Annotated in this window: 11 protein-coding genes; 8 read left to right on the forward strand and 3 right to left on the reverse strand. The window is 25.4% G+C overall.

Features of this window, described 5'->3' with window-relative positions; genetic code table 11:
* Positions 1–54 precede the first annotated feature (54 nt).
* From KJQ97_RS05370 to KJQ97_RS05380, 3 genes are all read right to left on the reverse strand, one after another.
* On the reverse strand, positions 55–1,719 hold the full coding sequence (locus KJQ97_RS05370) for a hypothetical protein (RefSeq protein ID WP_214120205.1): 1,665 nt from the start codon (positions 1,717–1,719) through the stop codon (positions 55–57).
* A gap of 313 nt (positions 1,720–2,032) precedes the next feature.
* Positions 2,033–2,242, reverse strand: a complete 210-nt coding sequence (locus KJQ97_RS05375; RefSeq protein ID WP_214117673.1) for a hypothetical protein — start codon at positions 2,240–2,242, stop codon at positions 2,033–2,035.
* 1 nt (position 2,243) lies between these two features.
* Positions 2,244–3,059 carry a hypothetical protein gene (locus KJQ97_RS05380; RefSeq protein ID WP_214120206.1) on the reverse strand — a complete coding sequence of 272 codons (816 nt, stop codon included), beginning with the start codon at positions 3,057–3,059 and terminating at the stop codon, positions 2,244–2,246.
* Positions 3,060–3,968: 909 nt separating this feature from the next.
* Between KJQ97_RS05380 and KJQ97_RS05385 the strand changes: the two genes are divergently transcribed.
* The 8 genes from KJQ97_RS05385 to KJQ97_RS05420 all read left to right on the forward strand — a co-directional run bounded on the left by KJQ97_RS05385 (position 3,969) and on the right by KJQ97_RS05420 (position 21,205).
* Entirely contained in the window at positions 3,969–6,353 is a 2,385-nt protein-coding gene (locus tag KJQ97_RS05385) for a hypothetical protein (RefSeq protein WP_214120207.1), read from the forward strand.
* Positions 6,354–6,589: 236 nt separating this feature from the next.
* Entirely contained in the window at positions 6,590–7,702 is a 1,113-nt protein-coding gene (locus KJQ97_RS05390; RefSeq protein ID WP_214120208.1) for a hypothetical protein, read from the forward strand.
* A gap of 547 nt (positions 7,703–8,249) precedes the next feature.
* Positions 8,250–9,083 (forward strand): DUF4007 family protein, encoded by an 834-nt coding sequence (locus tag KJQ97_RS05395; RefSeq protein ID WP_214120209.1) that lies wholly within the window; start codon positions 8,250–8,252, stop codon positions 9,081–9,083.
* Positions 9,076–12,231: a hypothetical protein gene (locus KJQ97_RS05400; RefSeq protein WP_214120210.1), complete on the forward strand. Its 3,156-nt coding sequence runs from the start codon at positions 9,076–9,078 to the stop codon at positions 12,229–12,231. Before KJQ97_RS05395 ends, KJQ97_RS05400 begins: the two co-directional genes overlap by 8 nt.
* The gene (locus tag KJQ97_RS05405; protein WP_214120211.1) at positions 12,224–13,075 is read left to right on the forward strand and encodes a phosphoadenosine phosphosulfate reductase family protein; all 852 of its coding nucleotides are present in this window, start codon (positions 12,224–12,226) and stop codon (positions 13,073–13,075) included. The genes KJQ97_RS05400 and KJQ97_RS05405 overlap by 8 nt, the downstream gene beginning before the upstream one ends.
* Before the next feature lie 8 nt (positions 13,076–13,083).
* The gene (locus KJQ97_RS05410) at positions 13,084–14,853 is read left to right on the forward strand and encodes a hypothetical protein (protein WP_214120212.1); all 1,770 of its coding nucleotides are present in this window, start codon (positions 13,084–13,086) and stop codon (positions 14,851–14,853) included.
* Positions 14,854–14,858: 5 nt separating this feature from the next.
* Positions 14,859–16,259, forward strand: coding sequence for a hypothetical protein (locus tag KJQ97_RS05415; RefSeq protein WP_214120213.1), 1,401 nt, complete (start codon positions 14,859–14,861; stop codon positions 16,257–16,259).
* 11 nt (positions 16,260–16,270) lie between these two features.
* The gene (locus tag KJQ97_RS05420) at positions 16,271–21,205 is read left to right on the forward strand and encodes an FtsK/SpoIIIE domain-containing protein (RefSeq protein ID WP_214120214.1); all 4,935 of its coding nucleotides are present in this window, start codon (positions 16,271–16,273) and stop codon (positions 21,203–21,205) included.
* Positions 21,206–22,323 lie beyond the last annotated feature (1,118 nt).

Genomic DNA, 22,323 nt, shown 5'->3' on the forward strand with positions numbered 1-22,323 from the left:
AAATATAATTTATTTAAACGTTAGAATTTATCATTATGATTTATCCTTCTTATATCAATTTCTTTTCCAAGTTTTACCAAGTGAAATAAAACTAATAAACAATAAAATATACAAAATACAATAAGTAAAATAAAGCTGAATATCTATATATAAAGATTTAAATAATTTATAATAATCATCGCCTCTACATCCTTTAGGTATTTCATTATTAAATACAAGAACTTTATATTTATTATTTAAAACATATTCTTTATAATCATTTATATGTTTAGGTGGTTTGATAAAAAAATCTCTTATAGTATTGAAAACTTCATAAATATTGTCTTCTTCTTTGTTTACAAAAGCTATATTTACAATGCACTTTAATTTATTTTGCGGTATTTCATTTAATGTTTCTTGTGTATATTTTGGCAAAAAGTCTAATTTAAAAATATTTAATAATGGACTAGAATTTGTTACTGACAACAATAATGCTACTAGATAAAGAAAATAAACATACTTTTTAAATTTTGATATTACAAAATAAACAACATATAAAATAATAAATAATATTAGTAAAAATAAAGGGAAATAAAATATGTTAGCTATAGTAAAAGATAATAAAAACATAAATAAAATAAAAGCGCAAGTTTTACCAGTGGCACGATTTATTTTTATTTTAGCTAGCACAAAAACTACTACCATAGAAACCATATAAAATACTATATTTAAAATAGGATTTGAAAGTCCAGTAAATATATTAAATACATCAAAATTAATAAAAATATATGCAAGTAAATTTAAAATCCCAAAAACAACTATTAAACCAACTATCGCATTTAAATTCTTAGCAAAGTTGGTATTAAAATCACTTAAAAATTCATCAATATAATTTTTTGAGTTTAAAACAACAAGACCCCAAATTTGAAGATTTTTAAGTATCCCCTTATTTTTATCTTTTTGTGCAATCTCTTTAGCTTCTATAATTTGAGCTTTTATATCATTTTCACTCATAATACATTTAATTAATTTAACAGCTTTATGAATTTTATTAGCATAAAAACTATCGTTACAAGCTTTAGCTATATTATCTAGTTTTATTATTGTATGATATAGTTCTTCTTGTGTTATTTGGTTGTTATTTATTAGCGTAAGCATATCATCTTTAGTGTAGTTTAAAATACCGTTAAAATCTATAATAGCTAATTCAGGCTTTAAAAAAGTTGTTTTATCTAAATTAATGCAACCTTTTATATTTGAATTTGTTAGAATAAAATCTTGTTCTATCCTAGAGTTTTTCAAGGTAAAATTATTGATATTACATTCATCTATTTCTAATTTATTTTTAACATTTATATTATAAACATCAAAATTATTAATATTTTTTGAATTTATCAATGACAATTCACTATCTATACAGCATTCATTCGCTATAAATTCTCCTTTAAAATCATTGATTTTAATAGTGTTAAAATTACTTTGTGTGATTGCTAAGCTTTTTATATTTATATTATCAAAGCTAACATTATCTTTAAATTCACATTGTGTTAAGAGTAATGTAAAGTCATTATCATTTGGGATAATATCGCTAAAATTAATTTCATTTTCATATTTGATTCCTATTAAACCTAAGTATTTTTTAGTCTTAATAATGTCTTTGTATTCTAATAAATCAACCCCATTTAAAGAGTATTGTAAAATAATTTTCTCACTTGTTTGAGATGCTAATTCAAATTTCATGTCCATCCTTAAATCGCATATTTATTGTAAATATTAGCAAACAATAACATGTAATTTAGTTATAAATATCTTAATTAAAACTAAATATCATTTAATTAAATATTTTTGTATGTTTAATAGGTTTTAAAGTTGTAAACAAACGAAATTACGGATTTAAATTCTTTTAAAATACACGAAATAAATTCCTAGTAAAAAATCAAGCTAACAATAATACAAACTAATAAAATAAAATTAAAAATATGTAAAGCTTCAAAAATATTAAAGAAATGATTGTAAAAACTTTAAGTAAAGCCCTAATTTTAGGGCTTTAGACTTAATTAAATATTTTAAATAGTATAAATATAAAAAATGCAGCAGGGGTTGCTTTAAATAGTATAAATGCCATGTTTTTGCTGATATTATTTTTTAACTCATTTTCTGATACATTTTTTCTTGTATTAGCCATCAAATCAAAAGCTACACAATATTTTCCAGCTTTATTTAAATTCTTTTCTGTATTTTCTAGTGATGTTATTAAATCCATTTTATTCTCCTACATGTTTTAAGGTAATATATGGTGATAATTGATAAATATCAAAAATAACTTCGCCGTATTTATTCACCAAAGTTTTTAGATTAGGTTCCATTGATGCTAAATCTTTATATGTATTATTTTCTTTAGTAATTGTGCTTTCATAATAACGCCATGATATTATGAAATATACTAAGAAAATTATAGCTCCTGTAATTAGACTTGAATTACACGCAAATATCAATGATATAATAAGAATAATTGTTAAATTGATTGGATAATTTTTACTTTCTTGGTGTATTGTTTTTAGCTCTTGATTAGATTTGTAAACATATCTTAAAAATTCTATACATTCGTAGAAATTTATACAATTTTGCTTTAATCTTTCATAATCAATTTCTACTCCGTTTGCGTGATTTTCTCTACCTATTAATGCTACAGTACCTTTTAATTTAAATACATTATTGACCGTAATTGTTGAACTTGTATTTGTTGTAGATATTGATGAAGATAAATTATTAGTTATTATGTTGCGATTATAACTTGTATGAGTTTGTGCTGTCTCACTAGCATTCATACTCTTAGTATGTTGAGATCTTACTATATTGATGATAGCATTAAAACCCATAAGACTAACCATTTTCTTAAGGGATTGTTCGGCATCTTCATAGCTAATGTTTGAACTCGTTGATATTTCTAGTTCACTTGCGAATATTACCTGATATCCCCCACCTATAATATCTCCACTATTTATGAGTCTTACGCCTAGCGCCAAATCAAATTTTGGATTTTGTGCTTTTAGCTCTTCAATAGTGCTAACACTATTCATTTGTGACTCCTTTGCTTTGGAATGTTTAAATGAGTATATTAATATTTTTAAATTAAATTATGTTTTAATTTAGCTTATTTAAGTTAAAAATATATTTATTAATTTAACTTACCTAAGAACAAGGCAATAAAGTTAGTTTTTTGCTTATAAATTATGTTTGGTTGAAAATACACTAAATAAATTCTTGGCTGATTACAGCTGCTAACCGATAAAATACCGATAAATTATACTGAAAAACTGCCGAGATTTTAAATTGCTATGATGAGTATATAAAATTTAAAGAATTTAAAATCAGAATTAGAAAAAGAAAAATTCCGTCCAATAAACGAGCTACTAAGTGGCAAAACAAGGTTTGCTAACTTTATCAGCCTTTGGCAAAAAGTAACGATTAATGATTTAGGTCTAGCTTACAATAGGCTTTCAGATAAAAAAGAAAAAAATTTGAAGATGATAACTTAAACTGCATTACATATAAAAATATTTTTGATAGTGTTAAAATAAACGATGGTGAAAAAAATAAAGAAGATGTATTTTTTACTATTTAATCTAAAATCATATACGAAATATGGACTTTATTTGTTATTTTAGAAGAATGTGAAATTTATATTTAAATAGCTTTGGCTTTAGACCTAATGAAATGATAAATACTAAGTATGCGAGTTTTTATTTTAGGAGTTCTATTTTTATGGAAAAATTAATGAAGTTAGCACAAGGTAGCACGAGATATAATTTATCTAAAACTAATTTTTTAAAAGTAAAATTCCTAAGTTTATAAGAACAGAATAAGTTGGGGGGGGGTAATTATGTGTGATGAGCGTTTGGAGTGCCTAAACGAGCTAATAATAGCCCAGACCACCCTCAAATCCCACCTTTTAACCGAACTCCTCATCGGAAATATAAGGGTGCAAAATGACTAATGAAATTCAACAAATAAAAAAAGACATATTAGAATTATTAAAAACAGATAATTCTAATTTAAATGTGGTGGTTGTTCCGATTGAGCAAGGTTGTTACTCTGTTAGTGTTTTAGCAAAAGAAAATAGCGACTTTAAGATTAAAGACATTGATATAGTTAAAAGGATTAATAGTGTTGAAAAAATAAAGCGAATATTTTTTAACAATATAGTATTTGACAAATCATTTGATAGTTTATCCAGCATGATTAATATAATTTCTTGCAATAACCATATTTCTACTCAAGAACAAAATTCAATAATAAAAAATAACAATACAGGATTTTATTTTGAAAATTGCATATTTGAAATGCAAATATTATTTATAGCCAATATAACTTGTAGTGGTTTATGTTTTGACAAATGTGTTTTTTCTAATTCTATTTTAATCAATTCTTCTAATATTACTTCGCTTAGTTTTGATTCTTGTAATCTTAAAGAAGGTATAGTAATTAGCAATACAAGATTATTAGTATCACTAAATTTTGAAAATTTAATCAATAAAGATATTTTAATATCTTTTGTAAAAGTAGAATTCCAAAGTGGGATTGAATTTGTATTAGATGATAAAAGAGATTTAAAAGAATTAAAATTTGAGGCAATAGTTTTTAAAGAACCTATGCTTTTTCATAATATTTTTAATTTATCAGAAAGCTTGATATATAAAAGCAAAGTTTGTATGAATGATATTGTTTTTGAAGAACCTGTGCAGTTTATGCAAACAAAATTTAAAAATGGCTTTGAATTCAGCAATGTTACATTTAAAAAAGAAGTTATTTTTACCGAAGATTTTATAAACGCAAATTACAATAAAAATGCGATTTTTAATAATTTAACTTTTTATAAAAAATTCAATTTTAAAAACTTTTTCAACTCTGATATTCAAGAAATAGAAATAAATAATTGTAATTTTAAAGATAAATTTGAATTCCCAAAGCAAAAAGAATACAAACAAAAAATAAAGATTATTGATACAATTTTTGATGATAGGGTGGATTTTGTAGAAAATGCTTTTTTAAATGATTTAATGATTAAAAATTGTGTTTTTAGTAAAGATTTATCTTTTAAACAAACGAAATTTATTAAAAGTTTTGACTTTATAGAAAATAAAGTTAAAGACAATATTGATTTTAGTGATGTTAGCTTTGAAATATCGCCAAATTTTCAATCAAGCATATTTGAAAAGCTAGTGATTTTATACAAAACCAAGTTTAAAGAAATACCGAATTTTTATTCAGCAAGTTTTAGCTCTAGTGCTGTTTTAGATATGCCTTTGGTGGATATAAAGGATTATTCATTTAACCATTTAAAATATGAGATAAAAAATAAAAATGATTTGATAGATATAAAAGGCATTAGAGAATGCCTAAATATCTTTAAAAACGCTCTTTTAAAGACAAACAATATCCTAGAAGCTAGTAAATATAAAGTTTTGGAGCTTTATACAAAAGAACTTGAGCTTGATTACAAGTTGAAAAATAAAGAAAATAAAGAAGAAAAAATCACTATCAAAGAAAGATTTGACAGATGGTTTTTAAAGCTAAACAGAGCAACAAGCGACCATCACACTGATTTTTTAAAGATACTTTTATTTACTCTAAGTGTCATCGGTGGGTATTTTATGATAAATTTTGGCTTGTCTTCAGAAATAGTTGCAAACAATTTTGATTATTTAGTTGGTAAAGCTCAACCGATAGAAAATTATACAAAGATGGTTTTTAACTCATTTGATTTAAAAAATTTTGCTTTTTCTACTCTTTGTGTATTGTGTTTTATCGTTTATATAACTTTGGTTTTAACTTTTAGCAAATTTAAAAAATTACTTGGTATTTTAGGGGCAGTTGGAATAATTGGTATTTTATGTAGCCCTAATATAATAACCCCATTTTTAGGGGCGTTTTCAGAAGATGCGAGAAATCATTATCTATATAAAGCCATAGATGATTTAGATGATAAAAAGGCGTTAGAACTAGCTAGAATAATACTTCCAAATGACAAGGATTTAAAAGAATTTAAACCTAGCAAAGCTATTTTAAGCCAAAATGCCAAACTAGAGCAAATCAGCATTTTTGATAAAACGGATTTAAGCGTTAATTTTATCTACGAGCAATCAAACCAAGATAAAAACGAGCAAAGCATTTATAAGGCTAAAAAGATTTTAAAAGACTACAAAGACGAGCTAAAATCATCAAAATTATTAAATGAAAGCCCCGAGCTAAAACGAGCCATAGCGATAGATGGTGGGGTTTCAAGGCTTAATATAGCTTATTATTTAGTTCTTGCGTTTTGTATATTTGCCTTGCAAAAAACAATGCGTAAAAACTCAATAATCCCAAGCTAAAACCAAATTTCGTTTGTTTGCTTAAACTTGCCGAACAAACGAAATTCCGAATTTAAATTCCAAATACGAAAATAAATTCCAAAGCCAAGCAAGTGACATTTGGGGATTTGTGGAATTTATTTCGTGTATTTTTGCCATAAAACTAAAGCTCCAAACATACGAAATTTATTTTTAATCTTTTAGTAATTGTTATTTTTAATACCAAAAAGATATGATTTTAAAATAAAGGAGTGTTCATGAGATTGGAATTATTATTTAGCGTAAAAGAAAAGCTAAGAGAAGGCAATAAATCGGTTTTAGTTAAAGATACAAGAAATATTACAAATATAATAGAAGAGAGATTAAATAGATTAGAAAATGGTAAGAAATGCTATAAAGGAATTGTTATAGAAGATAAATTAGCTATGAAACATGCCATTTTATTTAAGTTTAAAATAAATGGAAAAAGTCTTGATAAAGCTACTTTATTAGATAGATTTTATAAAGATATTAAAGATGGCGAACACAGAAAAGAATATCATATCACCGTAGTTTATAGCGATAGTTCTTTGTATTTTTCAGAAAAGCTGTATAAATTAATATCAAAACATGAAATTATGTTTAGAAAATTGATTTATTTGTTGATGATAGGGGCTTGTGGGGACAATTGGTATAAAATTGTAGATGAAAATATAGCAAGAGATAAACGTCAAGATAAAACCAATCAAGATTTAAATGAAGCTTTTTTATCTTTGCTAACATATCAAGATTATATCAATGGATTTTTTCAACTTACATATCCTAATAATCTTGAAGAGCTTATGGAAGAAGCGAAAAAAGAATTAGATAACAATAATAAAGAAAAAGCAATGGAAAAATTACAAAAAATTGCAAGAAAACCACACATAGAACATTGGTATGAGAATTTAAAAGTAGATAAGCTAAAAGAAGATTTATTAACTATACAAAAAATAAGAAATAAAATCGCCCATAATCACGCAATTTGTTTAAAAGACTATAAAGAATATGAAAAAACTATAAAAGCAGTTATAAAAAGACTAGAAAAAGAAATTGAAAAAGTAGAGAAAGAAAAATATATGTCTTTGAAAATAAATTCTATTGATATTTACGCTAGATATATGAAAGAACTTACTTCGCGATATGAAAATGCTTTTAAAAATATAGGCAAATTAGCAGACTACCAAACTAAGCTATCAGAAATGATAAGTTTGCCTAATAAGATTGTGCAAAATCAATTTGATATAGCGTCTAGATTGAGTAAAATCTATATACCAAGTTTTAGTTTTACAAATCCATTGCTTGAACTATTAAGAGAACAGGAAGAGTTAATGGTCGATAAAAAAGAATAATGATTTTTATAGGAATTTCGTTTGTTTGGATTTAGCCAAAACATACGAAATTTATGGATAAGTTTAAAAAATACATAAAATAAATTCTTAAATATAAAAATGCATTCAAGCTTTAAAATTTGTCAATAAGGCAGTTTAAATGGTTTAATTGTTAATCAATGGATATTTTGCAATGTTTGAGTAATTTCATAAGTACTATCAAATTTGCAATGATAGAAATTTTGTTATGGTTTGTAAAGGTAAAAATAAACTAGACTAACTAAAGTTATATAGTAAACTTCACTCACCACATATTTTTAGAACAGGTAAAAGATTTTTTGAATATAAATTTTACTCGTTTATAGAATAGGTTTAAAAATAAATAATATAAGGTATTATTAAAAACTATTTTTGTAATTATTTATAAATAATGTTATATTTTATATTATTGTTTGATGGTCAATTACCATTATATAAGTAAAGTTAAAGTAGAATACTTGTTATAACTTATATTAAAAATCATAAGCAAAGCTTGCAAATATATGAAAGTTAAAATAAAAGGTTGCAAATGTTTGACAAAGTTTCTTTTTCTGGGCACGAGAAATTTGATTGTAAAATAGACTGGATTAGTCGTGGATTGATAGAATTTAATAAATGTGACAAATTGTTTACAAATAGCAAGCTTGATTATTCTATAGAGGTTTTGGGCTTAGGCGGCAACATGGTAAAGTCGCTACATTTTTGGTTAAATGCTTTAGGTTTGCTTGAAAAAAACACATTAAGCAATATAGGAAAGATTATTTTAGAAAAAGATGTTTTTTTAGAAAACCTAGACACTATATGGCTTCTTCACTGGAATTTAGTGAAGAATAAGTCTAAAGCTACTTTGTATAGTTTGTTTTTTAATTATTTTTATCAGTATAATTTTACAAAAGAGAGTCTTTGTCAGTTTGTAGTTGCTTTTCTTAAAAAACTAGATATGTCAATTAGTGAAAATAGCATTAAATTTGATATAGATGTTTTACTTAGGATGTATGATGGATATGGAGATTTAGGCTTGTTTAAAGATTTGCAAATATTATCTAGAAAAGATTTTTCTTGGAATTTAAACATAGGAAATACTGCTAATATAAGCGATGAGGTTTTTTTATATATACTGGTTGATTATATTCAAATGTTAGATATTAAAGACTCTATTTCTATAGATGAGATTCAGTATTCTAAGCTAAGCATACAAAAATCTCTTTGTTTAAACGAAAATGGCTTATTTATGAAAATAAACAATATAGAACATATTAGCAATGGTGCGTTGTTATATTCAGAATCTGGAGGAATAAGGCATATATACTTAAATAAAAATCTAAATACAGAAGATATGCTCAATAGGATTTATAGTGTTTAAATATAAAACAATTTTAAAATTAGATCAAAACTACAGCAAATCAACAAATATTAACTATAGCGGCTTTAATAATAAATTTAGATTTACTAACTTTACAGCAAACACCTTGAAGTTATTGTGTAACGATAAACATGCTAACTCAATATCACTAATAGGTCCTTTTGGTTGTGGTAAATCATCATTAATGGTTTTTATAGAACATTGTTTAAATGGTAATGAAGAAGCACTTAAAATTTTAGATAAAGACTTTAAAGTATTGGTGAGTAAATATATTTTTAAAAAAAGATTTTATTTTATAAAAATAATAGGTGAAACATCTAGTATTAAAAATATGATTATTGATTATGTGCTTAAATCCACAGAGTTAAAGCTTTCAAAGCGATATATAAACAGTAGTGATAATGTGCAAATGAGTGTTTTGTTAGAAAATTTATATAATGATATCAAAAATATAGGTTTTACAAACATTGTATTTTTGATAGATGAGTGTGGAAAGTTCATAGAAAATTCGTTGTATAATCAAGATAAAAGTGATTTGTTTGAATTGCAAACCATAGCTGAGTTTGTAAATTTTAAAGATGATTGTAAGATGTTGATTAGTTTGCATAAAAGTCTTAGAGATTATTACAATGTAGGCTTAAAAGTAACACACACAGAATGGGATAAAATACAAGGAAGATTTGATAATGTCCTTTTTGGTGATAATTCTTTAGAGATTTTAAAAATTTTTCAGCATACAATAAAACTCAAAACAACAAATATTGATGCTATGAAAGAATTTGATAAGTTTATAGATGATATTGATGCAAGCAATATCTTTAATCATATAAGTATTGTAGAAAACAAAGATAGTCTAAAAAAACTATTTCCATTACACCCAATAGCCGTGGTGTTTATAATAGAATTATTTCTTAAATTTTTTCAAAACCAAAGAACTATTTTTTCTTTTTTATTTTCTTTAGAGCCTTATGGTTTTCAAGATTTTATAAACAAAGACATTGATAAATACTATTTATATTGCGTAAGTGATTTGTACGATTATGTAAATTATTTATTAGGTGTATACAATGTATCGTTACCTGATAGTGAGATTTGGGGGCTTTCTATAGATAGGATAAAAGATAGCTCTATAAATCAAGTAGAGCAAGATATTATCAAAACTATAGCTCTTATACATGGTTTTAAGCTTGCTAGCTTGATTTTGCCTACAAAAGATTTGATTATTTATTCTTTGTCAAGTAAGTATGAAAAAAAAGTTATAGATAGTGCTATTAAATCTTTGATTTTTAAAAATGTAATTATGTTTCAAAATCAAAGTAGGTCATACTCTTTGATTGAAGATTCTAACATAGATTTAAATTATGAGATATCAAACATAAAGAATAGTAGTGCCAATTTTAACTTTATTGAATATATCAACCAAATTATTTCTAACGAAAAGCTCATTAGTAAAAAGTTTTTAATCACACACGGATTAAACAAACCTTTTAGATATAAAATTATTCAGAGTGCAGATGGAATAATAGAAAATGATGTGATATACATAGTTTTTAACGGTTTGAAAATAGATGATAGTTCACACATGGTAATAAATGTAAAAAATATAAAAGAACTAACAGAACTAGGCAAGGAAATATATGCATATAAGATTGTAAAGCAAAACAATATTTTAAAGCTAAGTAAAGATACAAGAATTATTATAGATAATAAATTACACTCTTTAAAGTATTCACTTAAACAAAGCTTTTACGATTTATTGAACAAATCTCAAGTGTATTATAAGGGTGATATTTATAGCTTTAAAAACATACAAGAATGTATTAGACTTAAAATTGAAAACGACTATAGCTTAACACCTATTATAAATAACTATACGATAAATTACACTATCAGTAATGGTGGCGCCCTTACTCCTATAAAATTTCTTTTCTATCATATGTTAAATTACCCCGATAAAAAGAACCTAGGAATAGAAAAATACCCAGCACACATGACTTTATATCTATCTATTATAAAGCCATCGTTAATGCATATAAAAGATAATCTAGGTTATAAGCTAGTGGCACCAAGTGGTTTAAATTTTAAACATATTTGGGAATTTATAGAACAAAAAGTTAGAGAAAAAATAAATGTTAAGAAATTAGTAAATTATCTTAAATTAGAGCCTTTTGGCTTAAACGATGTAAAATCTAAACTAATAATATCTTTGTTTATTATTGTAAATAAAAATAGCATTAGTATTTTTAAAAATAACGAATACGCTTTTAAAATTAGCGATGATTTGCTAATAGACTTATGGAAAAATATAGCTCAATACGAAATACATCGTATTGCTTTAACAAAAACTCAAGAAGAAATTTTTAAAGCATATATGTTAGCTGTATCTTACTATGAAAGTAGATTTTCAAATAATGCACTAACAGTTTTAAGCCAGATAGTTTTTTCAAAAGTAAATATGCTTCCAGATTTTGCAAAAAAAACTAATAATATATCAGATAACGCAAAAAAACTAAGATCTGCTTTATTTTCAATGAAAGATCCTGTACAAACTTATTTTGTAGAAATACCAAGGATTTTTTCTTTGACTGATAGTGATACGTTTGCTAAGTCATTTAAAGAGGCTTTTAATGAAATAGCGCTATCTTTTAAAAATATGATTTTAGATATAGAAAAGCATATATTTAGTAGTTTTTACTTAACACATCCAACATATCCATATAAAAACGAAATGGTTGACATAGCAAACGAAATTTTAGAGATTGAAAGTAGTAACAAAGTAAGAGCATTTTTAAATGCTTTTATATATGCTGAAAATATAGTGGATTTAGTAGATTCTATAAGTGTTATCTTGATAAGTAAAAACATAAAAGAATGTAGCGATTTAGATATTAAAGAATTAAAACAAAATATCACTTCGCAAGCTAAATATATATTAAATAAGACAAATTTAAGAGCTTTAGGTAAAAATGTAAAAAGAATTACAATTTTAAGCCAGGATAAAGAAGTATCAACAATATTTAAAGATAATGATGAGAACATAAAAGAGCATATAAAAAATATAGAAGAAAAATTTTTAAATAAGCTAGAAAAAAAAGACAAAATAACATTGCTTTTGAAAATTTTAGAAAAGGAAATACAAGATGAGTAAAGAACTTCATATTATATCAATTTCTGGGGGCAAAGATAGTGCTGCTATGGCAATTTATTTAAAAGATAAATATCCAGATAGAAAGTTTGAATATTTGTTTTTTGATACAGGTGAAGAGTTGCAGGATACCTATGATTATTTATCAAAATTGCAAGCGGTTACGGGAATTAAGATAGAAAAATTGCTACCTAAAAAATCTTTTAAAGAGCTTTTGTTTGAACATAATAATTTTTTACCATCACCTCAACAAAGGTGGTGCACAAAACGAATGAAGCTTGAGACTTTTTTAGAAAAAATAAAGCAATATGAAGGTTGTAAAATTTTTAACTACGTTGGCATTAGAGCTGATGAAGACAGACTAGGCTTAGTGCCTAATCAGGATAATATTATTACCGTTATGCCTTTTAAGGATGATGGTATAACTCTCGAGGATGTTAAAAGAATATTAAATGATTCTGGCTTAGGACTGCCTAAATATTACACTCCGGTTAAAGACGAAAAATATGACATAGAGTATTATAGAACTAGATCGGGGTGTTATTTTTGTTTTTTTATGAGACAGATAGAATGGGTTTGGCTTTATGAAAAGCATCCGGATGAATTTCAAAAGGCTATGGAATTTGAAAAAGAAGGATACACTTGGATACAGGGTATGCCACTTAGCGAGTTATGCAAAGCAGAAAATATTGATAGGATAAAAAAAACTTTCAAAGCGTATGAAGAAAGAAAAAAACAAGCAAAAAATAAGAAAGATTTATTGCTAGGTAGAGAATTTTTGAGTAAACACGATAAGGATTTAGAGGATTTTGAAGATGACAAGTTTTGTTCGTTTTGCACTTTATAGGAGTTGATATGAGTGGCTTGATTAAATTTCTATCTGGGTATTTATTGTCTAAATCAGCAAATGCAAATTCTTTTGATGATACAATAATAAAAGAATACCGAAAATATGGTATTGATGAAATAAATATAGATACAATAAACATAGATGAGATTATAAAAATCTTTACAAATAACCCTAAGCATATTATTATTTCAGGTAGTGCAGGTGATGGTAAAACTTATATTTTAAGAAAGATATATACTACTTTAAATGGCTGTATAGATGGATGGAGCGACAATGGGAACCCTGCTAAAATTAAAACCACAAACTATACAATAGTATTTATAAAAGATTTTTCACAAGAAGAAAGCAAAAAAGAGATTTTAAACAAATTAAAAACAAAAACTCAAAATGAATATTATTTTATAGCAGCAAATGATGGGATTTTGCTTGATAGTCTTGAAGAATGCGGTGAGATAGGTTTAAGAAACGAAATTTTAAATGCGATTGAGAACTATGCTCAAAATGATTTGTTTTATTTTTGGCACTTAAGTTCTTTAGGTTCTGCTTTTAAGATAGAAAAAATTATAGAAGTTATTCTTAATAGGTTTAAAAAATATGAAGTTGATTGCCCGAGTTTAAGCGATGATAGTATTTTTTGTCCTATACATGAAAATATAAAAGAGCTAGAAAAAATAAAAGAACAAGTGGTAAGTTTGATTAAACAATGCGATTATAATCATAACTTTATTACCACTAGAAAGTTATTTGACCTTGTTGCTAACGCTATTTTAGGGGTTAAGAAATATCAAAAAAATGAAAGAAAATTACAGTATTTTGAAAGTTGTGAAGAAGCTATTAATGCTATGAAAAATAAACCCAAACTAGATGCTTGTATTTACAATAACCTTTTTGGTGAAAATCTTAATAATGTAGAAGATTCCAAATACAAACATTATAATTATTTGCAAGAATTTAAAATAGGATATGAGACAAATAATACAATAGATGATTTTTTAATGTATGGAGATATAAAAAACAATTATTTATATGCCAAGCTTTTGGATAACAAATACATCACTTTTGAAAATTTTTATAAAATAAAAGATAGCTTTTTTAACAGCAATAACGATAACAAAGAGCAAATTCAAAATGAATTATTTAGCAGTCTTAATTTTTTTAAAAAATTTCTCTTTTTTATGAAAATCAAGCAAAATGGTTTAGACTTTAACGATTTGAGTATTTATCATCATAAAGAAAGTTATGAAAACAATATTATTTTTAAACTAGATAAAATAAAAGATGAAAATAAGCTAGATATAGATAGTGATATAATTTCTGAGCTATCCTCGGGACTTAACAGGGTGTTTACCGGTGCTTTACTAGAAGCTAGCGGTGGGGAGATTTTTATAGTAAAAAATTTTGTAAAAACAAATCATAAACATTCAAATGAACTTTTTATAAAAATCTCAGTTGATGATTTAGAGATTATTAGCAAGTTTAAAAAAGATAGTGTTTCAAGTGATTATGTACCAAAAATATTTTTAAAATTTTCGAGCTACAATGCAGAGTTAATGCTAGATTTGCATATGTTTGAGTTTTTGATGAGAGTTGCTAATGGAATGCTTCCTATTAGTTTTTCTAGAGAGTATTATGAAAGGGTTATTGGCTTTAAAACTAAAATAATAAGTCAAATCAATCAAGAATCACACTTTAAAAACAATAAAATTTCAGTATTTAAAGTAGATTACTCTACTGGTGAAGATAAGGTTACTAATATTAATATAAAAAGCAGGTAATAGTTATGGATAGGGATTTATTAAGTATTTTAAAAGACATATATGATTTTAGTAAAGCTAGAAATATTGATGGTTTTGGTTTTTTTAATTATTTTTTTGGACATAGATTTTTAGATACTCAAGATAAGGAGTTTATATTTTTAGAATTTTTAAACATATGTAGATCAAATCAAGAAAATATGTTTAATGAGTCAGTTATAAAAAAATTAAATCATAAAAAAATAGACACACTTTTAGATGTCTATCAAATACATAATAGCTTTGATAGTCTTATTCAGTCATGCGAAGAGGATTTTTCATATCTTAAATCAAACTTTAAGGACTATAAAGAATTTTATACACTACTTGAGTGTATAGAGCAAATACTAATAAACCCTAATGCAAAAAAGATGAAGTCCTTACATCCATTTTCTTTAAATATGGTTTTTGGTTTATATGCAGATGATAGGCGTAATTTTTTTGCAAGAGGTGGAGAGCTTTTATACCTAGGCTTTTGCAATCTTGAAAACAATGCTTATAAAAATGAGCTAAAAGAATTGATATTATATAGATATAAAAACAACGCAGATTTAAGGTGGGAAAAATTAATTAGCTTACTTAATAATGGTTCTTTAAGCGATGTGGATAGCAGTCAAGTTTTAAACAAAAACTCAATAAATATTAGTGGGTGTGAAATTGTATTTGAGAATTTAGCTAAAGATTTGATTCATCTTTTAAAATCCAATATAGTTACCGAAGATCTTTTTTCTATGATTTCAAATTTAATAGCTTTATATTTAGGTATGTTTATTGTATATAAATCAAAAATTTTAAACAACAATAATGACAAAACACAGATTCCAACAGAAGTACTAAATACAAAAAGCTGCAAAGCTAGGAGATATTCAAAAGATGTTTATAAGATTAACGAAGAAGGTGTTTTAAGTTGCATAATCAACATAATACAAATCTCTACATGTTGTGATCTGCATGAGCTAGAAAGCTTTATTAAAGAAGTTGATAAAGACTATGTTTTTTACAATGATTTAAATAACGTAAAAACCTATCTTATTGACATAATAAAAACAGAGTATAAAAATAACTTTTCAGGAGTTTTAAGAAAGCTATTTAAAGACGCTGGATTAGTTAGTAGAGATGGCGCCAATGCTTTTAGATATTTATTAAGTGAAGAATTAATAGCTTTGTTGGTGTTTTTAAATGTAGATATTAAAATGGAATTAGATAAGTTTTTAAGCGTAATTTATGATAAATATAACATTTTTATATCTGATAGATATATTTATGATGAAAGTCTAAAGAGTGATTTTAAAAACAATAAAAAAAGATTTATAAAAAAGCTTAGAAAGCTAGGATATTTAGATGAGAAATCCGATGGATTACTATATATTGTAAATACACAAAGATAGGAAAAGCAGCTATGTCATATATAAATGAAGTAATTTTTAGAAAAATTGAAAATGAAAAAAGCCAAAGTGATGAAATAGCAAAAGTTTTGCTAGAAGATTTTCATAAAACAACATATGTTCATATATTAAATCAGGTGGAAAAACATCATCCTGATATATTGGTATTATGTGATAAAAGATTAGAATTAAACTCAAATGCTTCAAATATTAAAAGCGTTAATGATTTTTATATGGCGAGTGCTAGAAATGAAGAAATAGAGGATTTGCACAACTATAATTTGATTTTATTTCTAGTTGCTAGCAGAATAGATACACTTGGTGATATTAAGCAAATAACAAAAGAAGATTTAAAGGATGATATAGGTGCGATTGTAGATTTGCTTGGGTTGAGCGATGATGATGCAGCTAGGCTAAAAAATATTTGTAATGAGATATTAAAAAAAATAAATCATATAAATATTTACGACATAGATAGTTTTTTGTTATCTATTATAAATTTAATTAACAATGAAGCTTGCTCTAATCAGGAAGCTATTGGTATGTCGCTAGATAAACTAGGGATGTTTAGATATAGAAAATGCTTTCATGATTATTTTAAAACTAATAAAAATTTAGCAAAAAGCATAAAAACACTCAAAGATTTGTCTAATGCTATAAATAAAGAGTATAAAAACTTAAACAATGAAGATTTAGCTAATAAATTCTTTGAAGATGATGAGAGAAGTATTATAAAAGAAGAATTTGATATGCTAGATAGCGGTAAAAAAGAGCTCATTAAGCAATTTATATATGCAGATAAAAATACTTTAAATAAAGATAAAATAAAATTTGCAACACTTGATTGGGCAGATAATAAAATTGAATTATTGTTTGATAAATTAATCATACAACCAAATCTTAGTTTATATCAACAAACTATTGATTATTTAGAACAAAAAGACATCACGCTACAAAGTGCAGAAGTTAGTTTACTAAAAACACTTAGCACTAAAAAAACAAATAAAAATCTAGAGATGGTAGAAGAATTTTATGATAAGTATAAAGGATATATATCTGAAAATCTCAATCTAGATAACAAATGGAAAAAAATGTTATACCCAAAAACCATTAAGGTAAATAATTTTTTGGTTGGCCTGGTTCAGCTTATAAATATGTTAGAGTGTAGCTTAGAGCAAATAAGCATTAGTTTAGACAAAAAGCAAAAAAAGGCAATTTTTAGTAATTACAACAAAGATGCGTTGAGGTATTTAAAATATAGATTTTTAATTATTGAAAAATTTTCAAATGTATTAAAATTTGATGAAAAGCTTAAAGAGTTTTTATACAGCGATGATTTTGATAGCAATCTAAACACGCAAGAAAAAGACAAAACAACAAGAGGTAAAAAAACAGAATTGGATTTTAAGATAACTATCACCTACAAAGACGATAGAAAGATAACTAAATATATTAAATGGAAGTTTGAAACAAAAAGTATCGTTAGTAAATACTGTGATAGTGTAGATAATATTTTGCATATACTTAAAGAGAAGAAAATATTTAGTCCATTTTATATAGCCAATCGTTTTTTAGGTAAAAATAATCTTCGCTTTACGTTAAGTGATATGCCGTTTGGGATGAATTATAAAAAATACGCTTTTAATTTTACTAACAAATATAAAAAATATTTTAGCAACCCCGATGAGTTTAATGATATTTATAATGATTTTATAGAAAAATTTATAGGCTTTTTAGAGCATTCTTTTTTTAGCAAAGATGGTGATATGCTTAAAATTTGTCAAGATTTAAATGACTCTTATATAAATTGTGCAAATTACATTTATACTAATTACAAAAATGATGATTATAAAAATGATGTTATAAAATCATTTATATCTATATTTACTTTGCAAATTCAAAATAATAATAATTTTTTAGTTATACCATCATATCATCCACTAAGGCTTCTTTCTTATTGTGTAAAAATTAAAAAAATAGCATCGGTAATAGATAGTTTTAAATATGATAAAGAAAACATAGCCATGCAAGATGCTTATTATAACGATTTAGATATTTTGGCTAAAACACCTTATTATTTTGATTTTTTTAGTTTAAGTGGAGATAGTGGAGATAAAAACAAGCTCTTAGTTCCAGCTGAGCATTTTGACGAACATAGTTTGTATGAAAATATCCCTAATGAAAATGAGAAAAATATAATCACATCAGAATATATTTCTACTCTAGAAAAGAGTATTAAAGAATATTTAGAATTATATTTATATAGGGTAGATAACTTAAAGGTATTGTTGCATGAAACAAACAGCTCTATATTGCCTTTAGAAATACTTAAAAAGCTTTTAGATGTTGTAGAAGATGGGCAAAACTATGAACTTTTTTTAAATGGGGATAATGCTTCAAAGATAAGAAAAATATATAGCGATATTCTAAAAAATACTAGCAATGATGATATACAAAAAAAAGAAATTTCATTTTTATCAAACGTAAGGTTGCAGGCTTTTCATGACAGCTTTGATAGTTTAGATAGGTTGAATTATAATTTAGACATTGCGCTTTTGTATGACTTTTTTTCTTCAAGAGCTAAAATAGAGTATAAAAACTTGCCAGAAGCAAATATAAACAATATAGCTTTATTTGATTTTCACCCTACTATTTGGAGCAACAAAAGATTTATCACCGAGAATGAAAAAAACATCAGCAGGTATTTAACAACCCCTGTGAAGACACAAGTATCAAGGATTTTAGATACTTTGATTTTATCTTTGGTGTCTGACAATAAGGGTGATTATGATTATAAACTACCTACAATAAGTTTTACTCAAGATCAAAATATAAAAGAAACAATTAGTAAGATTCACCAAAAAACCGAATGGGTTATTAGCGTGGATTCACTAACCGATAAAAGAGTTTTAAATGCATGTGGGGCTAGAGTTATCAAATATAAAAAAGCACGTAATTTAAACAAGGTATTGTCAATATCATCGCATGGAAATTTTATACTTTTAAAAAAGACAATTAAAGCAAAAATCCAAGAAATAATAGAGCAAAATATAGCTTACGATGAAAATATAGAAGAAAAACTAATAAATTTAGCTGATGAGATAGCAGGTGATATAGTGTTAAAAGCTACCGGCAAAGGAAGCTTTGCAAACGAGCTCTTAGGCTTAGCCTTATCTAATTATATTATAAAAAACAATTCCACAAACAGTGCTATTATATATTTAGATAATTATTCCGATTGGTTTTTAGGGGGAGTTGATAGCTACTCTCAAATGTTTAGAAAAGAAGGGCGCTTAGCAGATTTGTTAGCAATTACCCCAGTGTTTAAGGATGGGGATTTGTCTACTTTATACGTTGATGTTTATGAGATTAAATATTGCTCAAATTTAAGCAAAAGAGATCTTGAAGATAAATCAATAATACAAACTTTGCATACAAAAAAACAGGTAGAAAAAATCTTTAGCGAAGATGAATATAACGATAAAGATTTTTGTATAGCAAGATTTACTGATTTGATTATAGAAGAGCATTTAAGAGCGTTTAAAACAGATACTAATGTGGATATAAATTCCGAGCAATTAAGAATGCAAATTAGACAAAATTATAAGAATTTAAATTTCATAGTTAGGGGATTTTCTTTCATTTTTGTTTATGATTTAGATGAAAATATTGAACGCCGTGATTGCGATGGCGTGGTGCAGTATCATATAGGAAAGAAAGCAATATTAAATATCTTAAATAATATAGACAAACAAACGAAATTGATAGACATTAATTATCAATTGAGTGAGCAGCAAAAATGTGATAAGGCTGAAGATATTAAAAATATGAATGTTGCTAAAAATGATGATATTAAAGATTTTGCAGTTAAAGAGTGTGTAGATGTGCAATATAGCAAAGCTGTTGAAATTGATACAAGCTTGATTGAACAAAATATCAAAAATGTCCTAATACATCATGATATAGCAACTAGAATTATTGATGTTAAATTAACACCTAATAGCATTAGGTTTTCGTTGAAACCTGATTATGATTGGAATATTACTATGTTTGAAAAATTAGATAGTGTATTTTTGTCTATGTGTGGTTTAAGATTATTAAGGGTTGAAGTTGTTCCTAGGGCATATGATTTGGTATTTCAAAGAGAAATAAGAGATATAGTGTTTTATAAAGATTGTGTAAAAGAAAGGGAATTAGAAAACCAAAATTTTAATACCAAGCTTATAATTGGAAAAAGCGAAACAAACAATGAAAATATATATTTTGATTTGAATAGTAGTGATTCTCATGCTTTAGTCGCAGGCATGACAAAAAGTGGAAAAAGTGTATTTTTAAATTCTCTTATTATAGACTTAATAAGAACAAATAAACCAGAATATTTAAATCTTATTTTGATAGATCCAAAGCAGGTAGAATTTGCAAAATACGAAAATATACCACATCTGCATAGCTTAGTAACCCAAAAAGAAGAAGCGATAAATACTTTAAATCAATTAGTTGAAATAATGGAACAAAGATATGCTATGTTCAAAGGTGTAGCTAAAGATATAAACTCATACAACAAGCAAACAGATATAATTCTTCCTAGAATAGTTGTTGTTTTTGATGAATTTGCAGACTGGATGCTAGATAAAGATTTCAGCGCTTGTATGTCATCTAATATACAAAGCCTTTCTGGTAAAGCAAGAGCTGCTGGTATCCATCTAATAATAAGCACACAGAGACCAGACAATACCGTAGTACCACCTATATTAAGAGCTAATTTAGGAGCAAAATTTGCTCTTAGAGTAGATACGGAAAAAAATTCTAATATTATTTTAGATGAAAAGGGAGCTGAGAAGTTACTAGGAAATGGTCATATGATAGCAAAGTTAAGTGGAGAAAAATACTATATCCAATCAGCATTTTTAAGTGATGAAGATATAGATGAATATATTGAAAATCTTTAGTACTCTGTATCTATAAATATGGATTATTATAAAATTTCGTTTATCAAATTATTTTTTTATGTATTTTATATGCTCAAGTAAACGAAAATTTATTTATTTTTTTAGTTTTTTGCTAAGTTCTTTTAATGCTTGTCTATCAACTTTTAGCATTTCTTTTTATTTTCTTTTTCTAATAAAATATTTCAAATGTTCATAAGTTATCGTTTTTTATTTATTTGAAACTTGTCTATTGCTATTTAAAACCTTACCTCTCACCCATTTTTGAAACTCTAAAAGCTTATTAACATTGTTTTTTATAATCTATTTTTAGTTTTAGGTTTTGCCTGCTCTAAACTTAGTTAGTTCTAAAACTATATTTATAAGACTATTAAGCTTATTTTTATTTAGATAATTTTCTTAGCTATCATAATGTCACTCCGCCTTCTTATATCCTTAATAATCTAAATTACATATTTTTTGTTTACATTAGCTTTGTAAAAATTATTTTTGCTATTGCTCTATGTGATGGCATATAAAATTTGTTTTAAATGTTAGCAAAAAATATATAAGTAGCCATTATAGTCTACGTATAAAACAAACAAATCTTTTATTGTTTTATAAATATTTTCTTTTTTTGCTTTTAATATCTATTATATATTTAAGTAACTCATCAAAATAATAAAACTCCTACTACTATGGGTTCTTTTTTTTAACCTTATCTCTATTAATAACAAAGCCTTTATATATATGTCTATTTTATAATTTTTATATCTTTCTATTAGGTACTATAAAGTCAATTGTAAGTATTATTTCAAGAGAGTAAAATTTAATCTTGTATTGTTTGCCATCTGTAGCAGTTGCCAATTTTTTCTTGATAACTGAAAACCCAGATAATTAATTGTCTTCAAATTTTTTATATATTTTGCTTAGAGTGTAAAAAGATTTTATGATAAGTTCTTAAGATATATAAACATTATCACCTAATTAATATAATTTAACCTTTATATATTGCTATTTGAGTAGCATATTAAATAATGTTATTTATCATATATTACCTGAATTTGATTTAATTTATTATAGCATTATTAGTGTTTCAGGTTATTTGAAAATTAAGGTTTACATATCAGTTAATTTTAAAT

Origin of the sequence: Campylobacter sp. 2018MI01 (genome assembly GCF_018501205.1) — a bacterium.
Taxonomy (GTDB): Bacteria; Campylobacterota; Campylobacteria; order Campylobacterales; family Campylobacteraceae; genus Campylobacter_E.

Coding starts and splice junctions, on each gene's coding strand:
- KJQ97_RS05415 (WP_214120213.1), top strand. CDS start 14,859: ATGGATAGGGATTTATTAAGTATTTTAAAAGACATATATGATTTTAGT.
- KJQ97_RS05395 (WP_214120209.1), top strand. CDS start 8,250: ATGTTTGACAAAGTTTCTTTTTCTGGGCACGAGAAATTTGATTGTAAA.
- KJQ97_RS05370 (WP_214120205.1), bottom strand. CDS start 1,719: ATGAAATTTGAATTAGCATCTCAAACAAGTGAGAAAATTATTTTACAA.
- KJQ97_RS05375 (WP_214117673.1), bottom strand. CDS start 2,242: ATGGATTTAATAACATCACTAGAAAATACAGAAAAGAATTTAAATAAA.
- KJQ97_RS05410 (WP_214120212.1), top strand. CDS start 13,084: ATGAGTGGCTTGATTAAATTTCTATCTGGGTATTTATTGTCTAAATCA.
- KJQ97_RS05390 (WP_214120208.1), top strand. CDS start 6,590: ATGAGATTGGAATTATTATTTAGCGTAAAAGAAAAGCTAAGAGAAGGC.
- KJQ97_RS05420 (WP_214120214.1), top strand. CDS start 16,271: ATGTCATATATAAATGAAGTAATTTTTAGAAAAATTGAAAATGAAAAA.
- KJQ97_RS05405 (WP_214120211.1), top strand. CDS start 12,224: ATGAGTAAAGAACTTCATATTATATCAATTTCTGGGGGCAAAGATAGT.
- KJQ97_RS05380 (WP_214120206.1), bottom strand. CDS start 3,059: ATGAATAGTGTTAGCACTATTGAAGAGCTAAAAGCACAAAATCCAAAA.
- KJQ97_RS05385 (WP_214120207.1), top strand. CDS start 3,969: ATGACTAATGAAATTCAACAAATAAAAAAAGACATATTAGAATTATTA.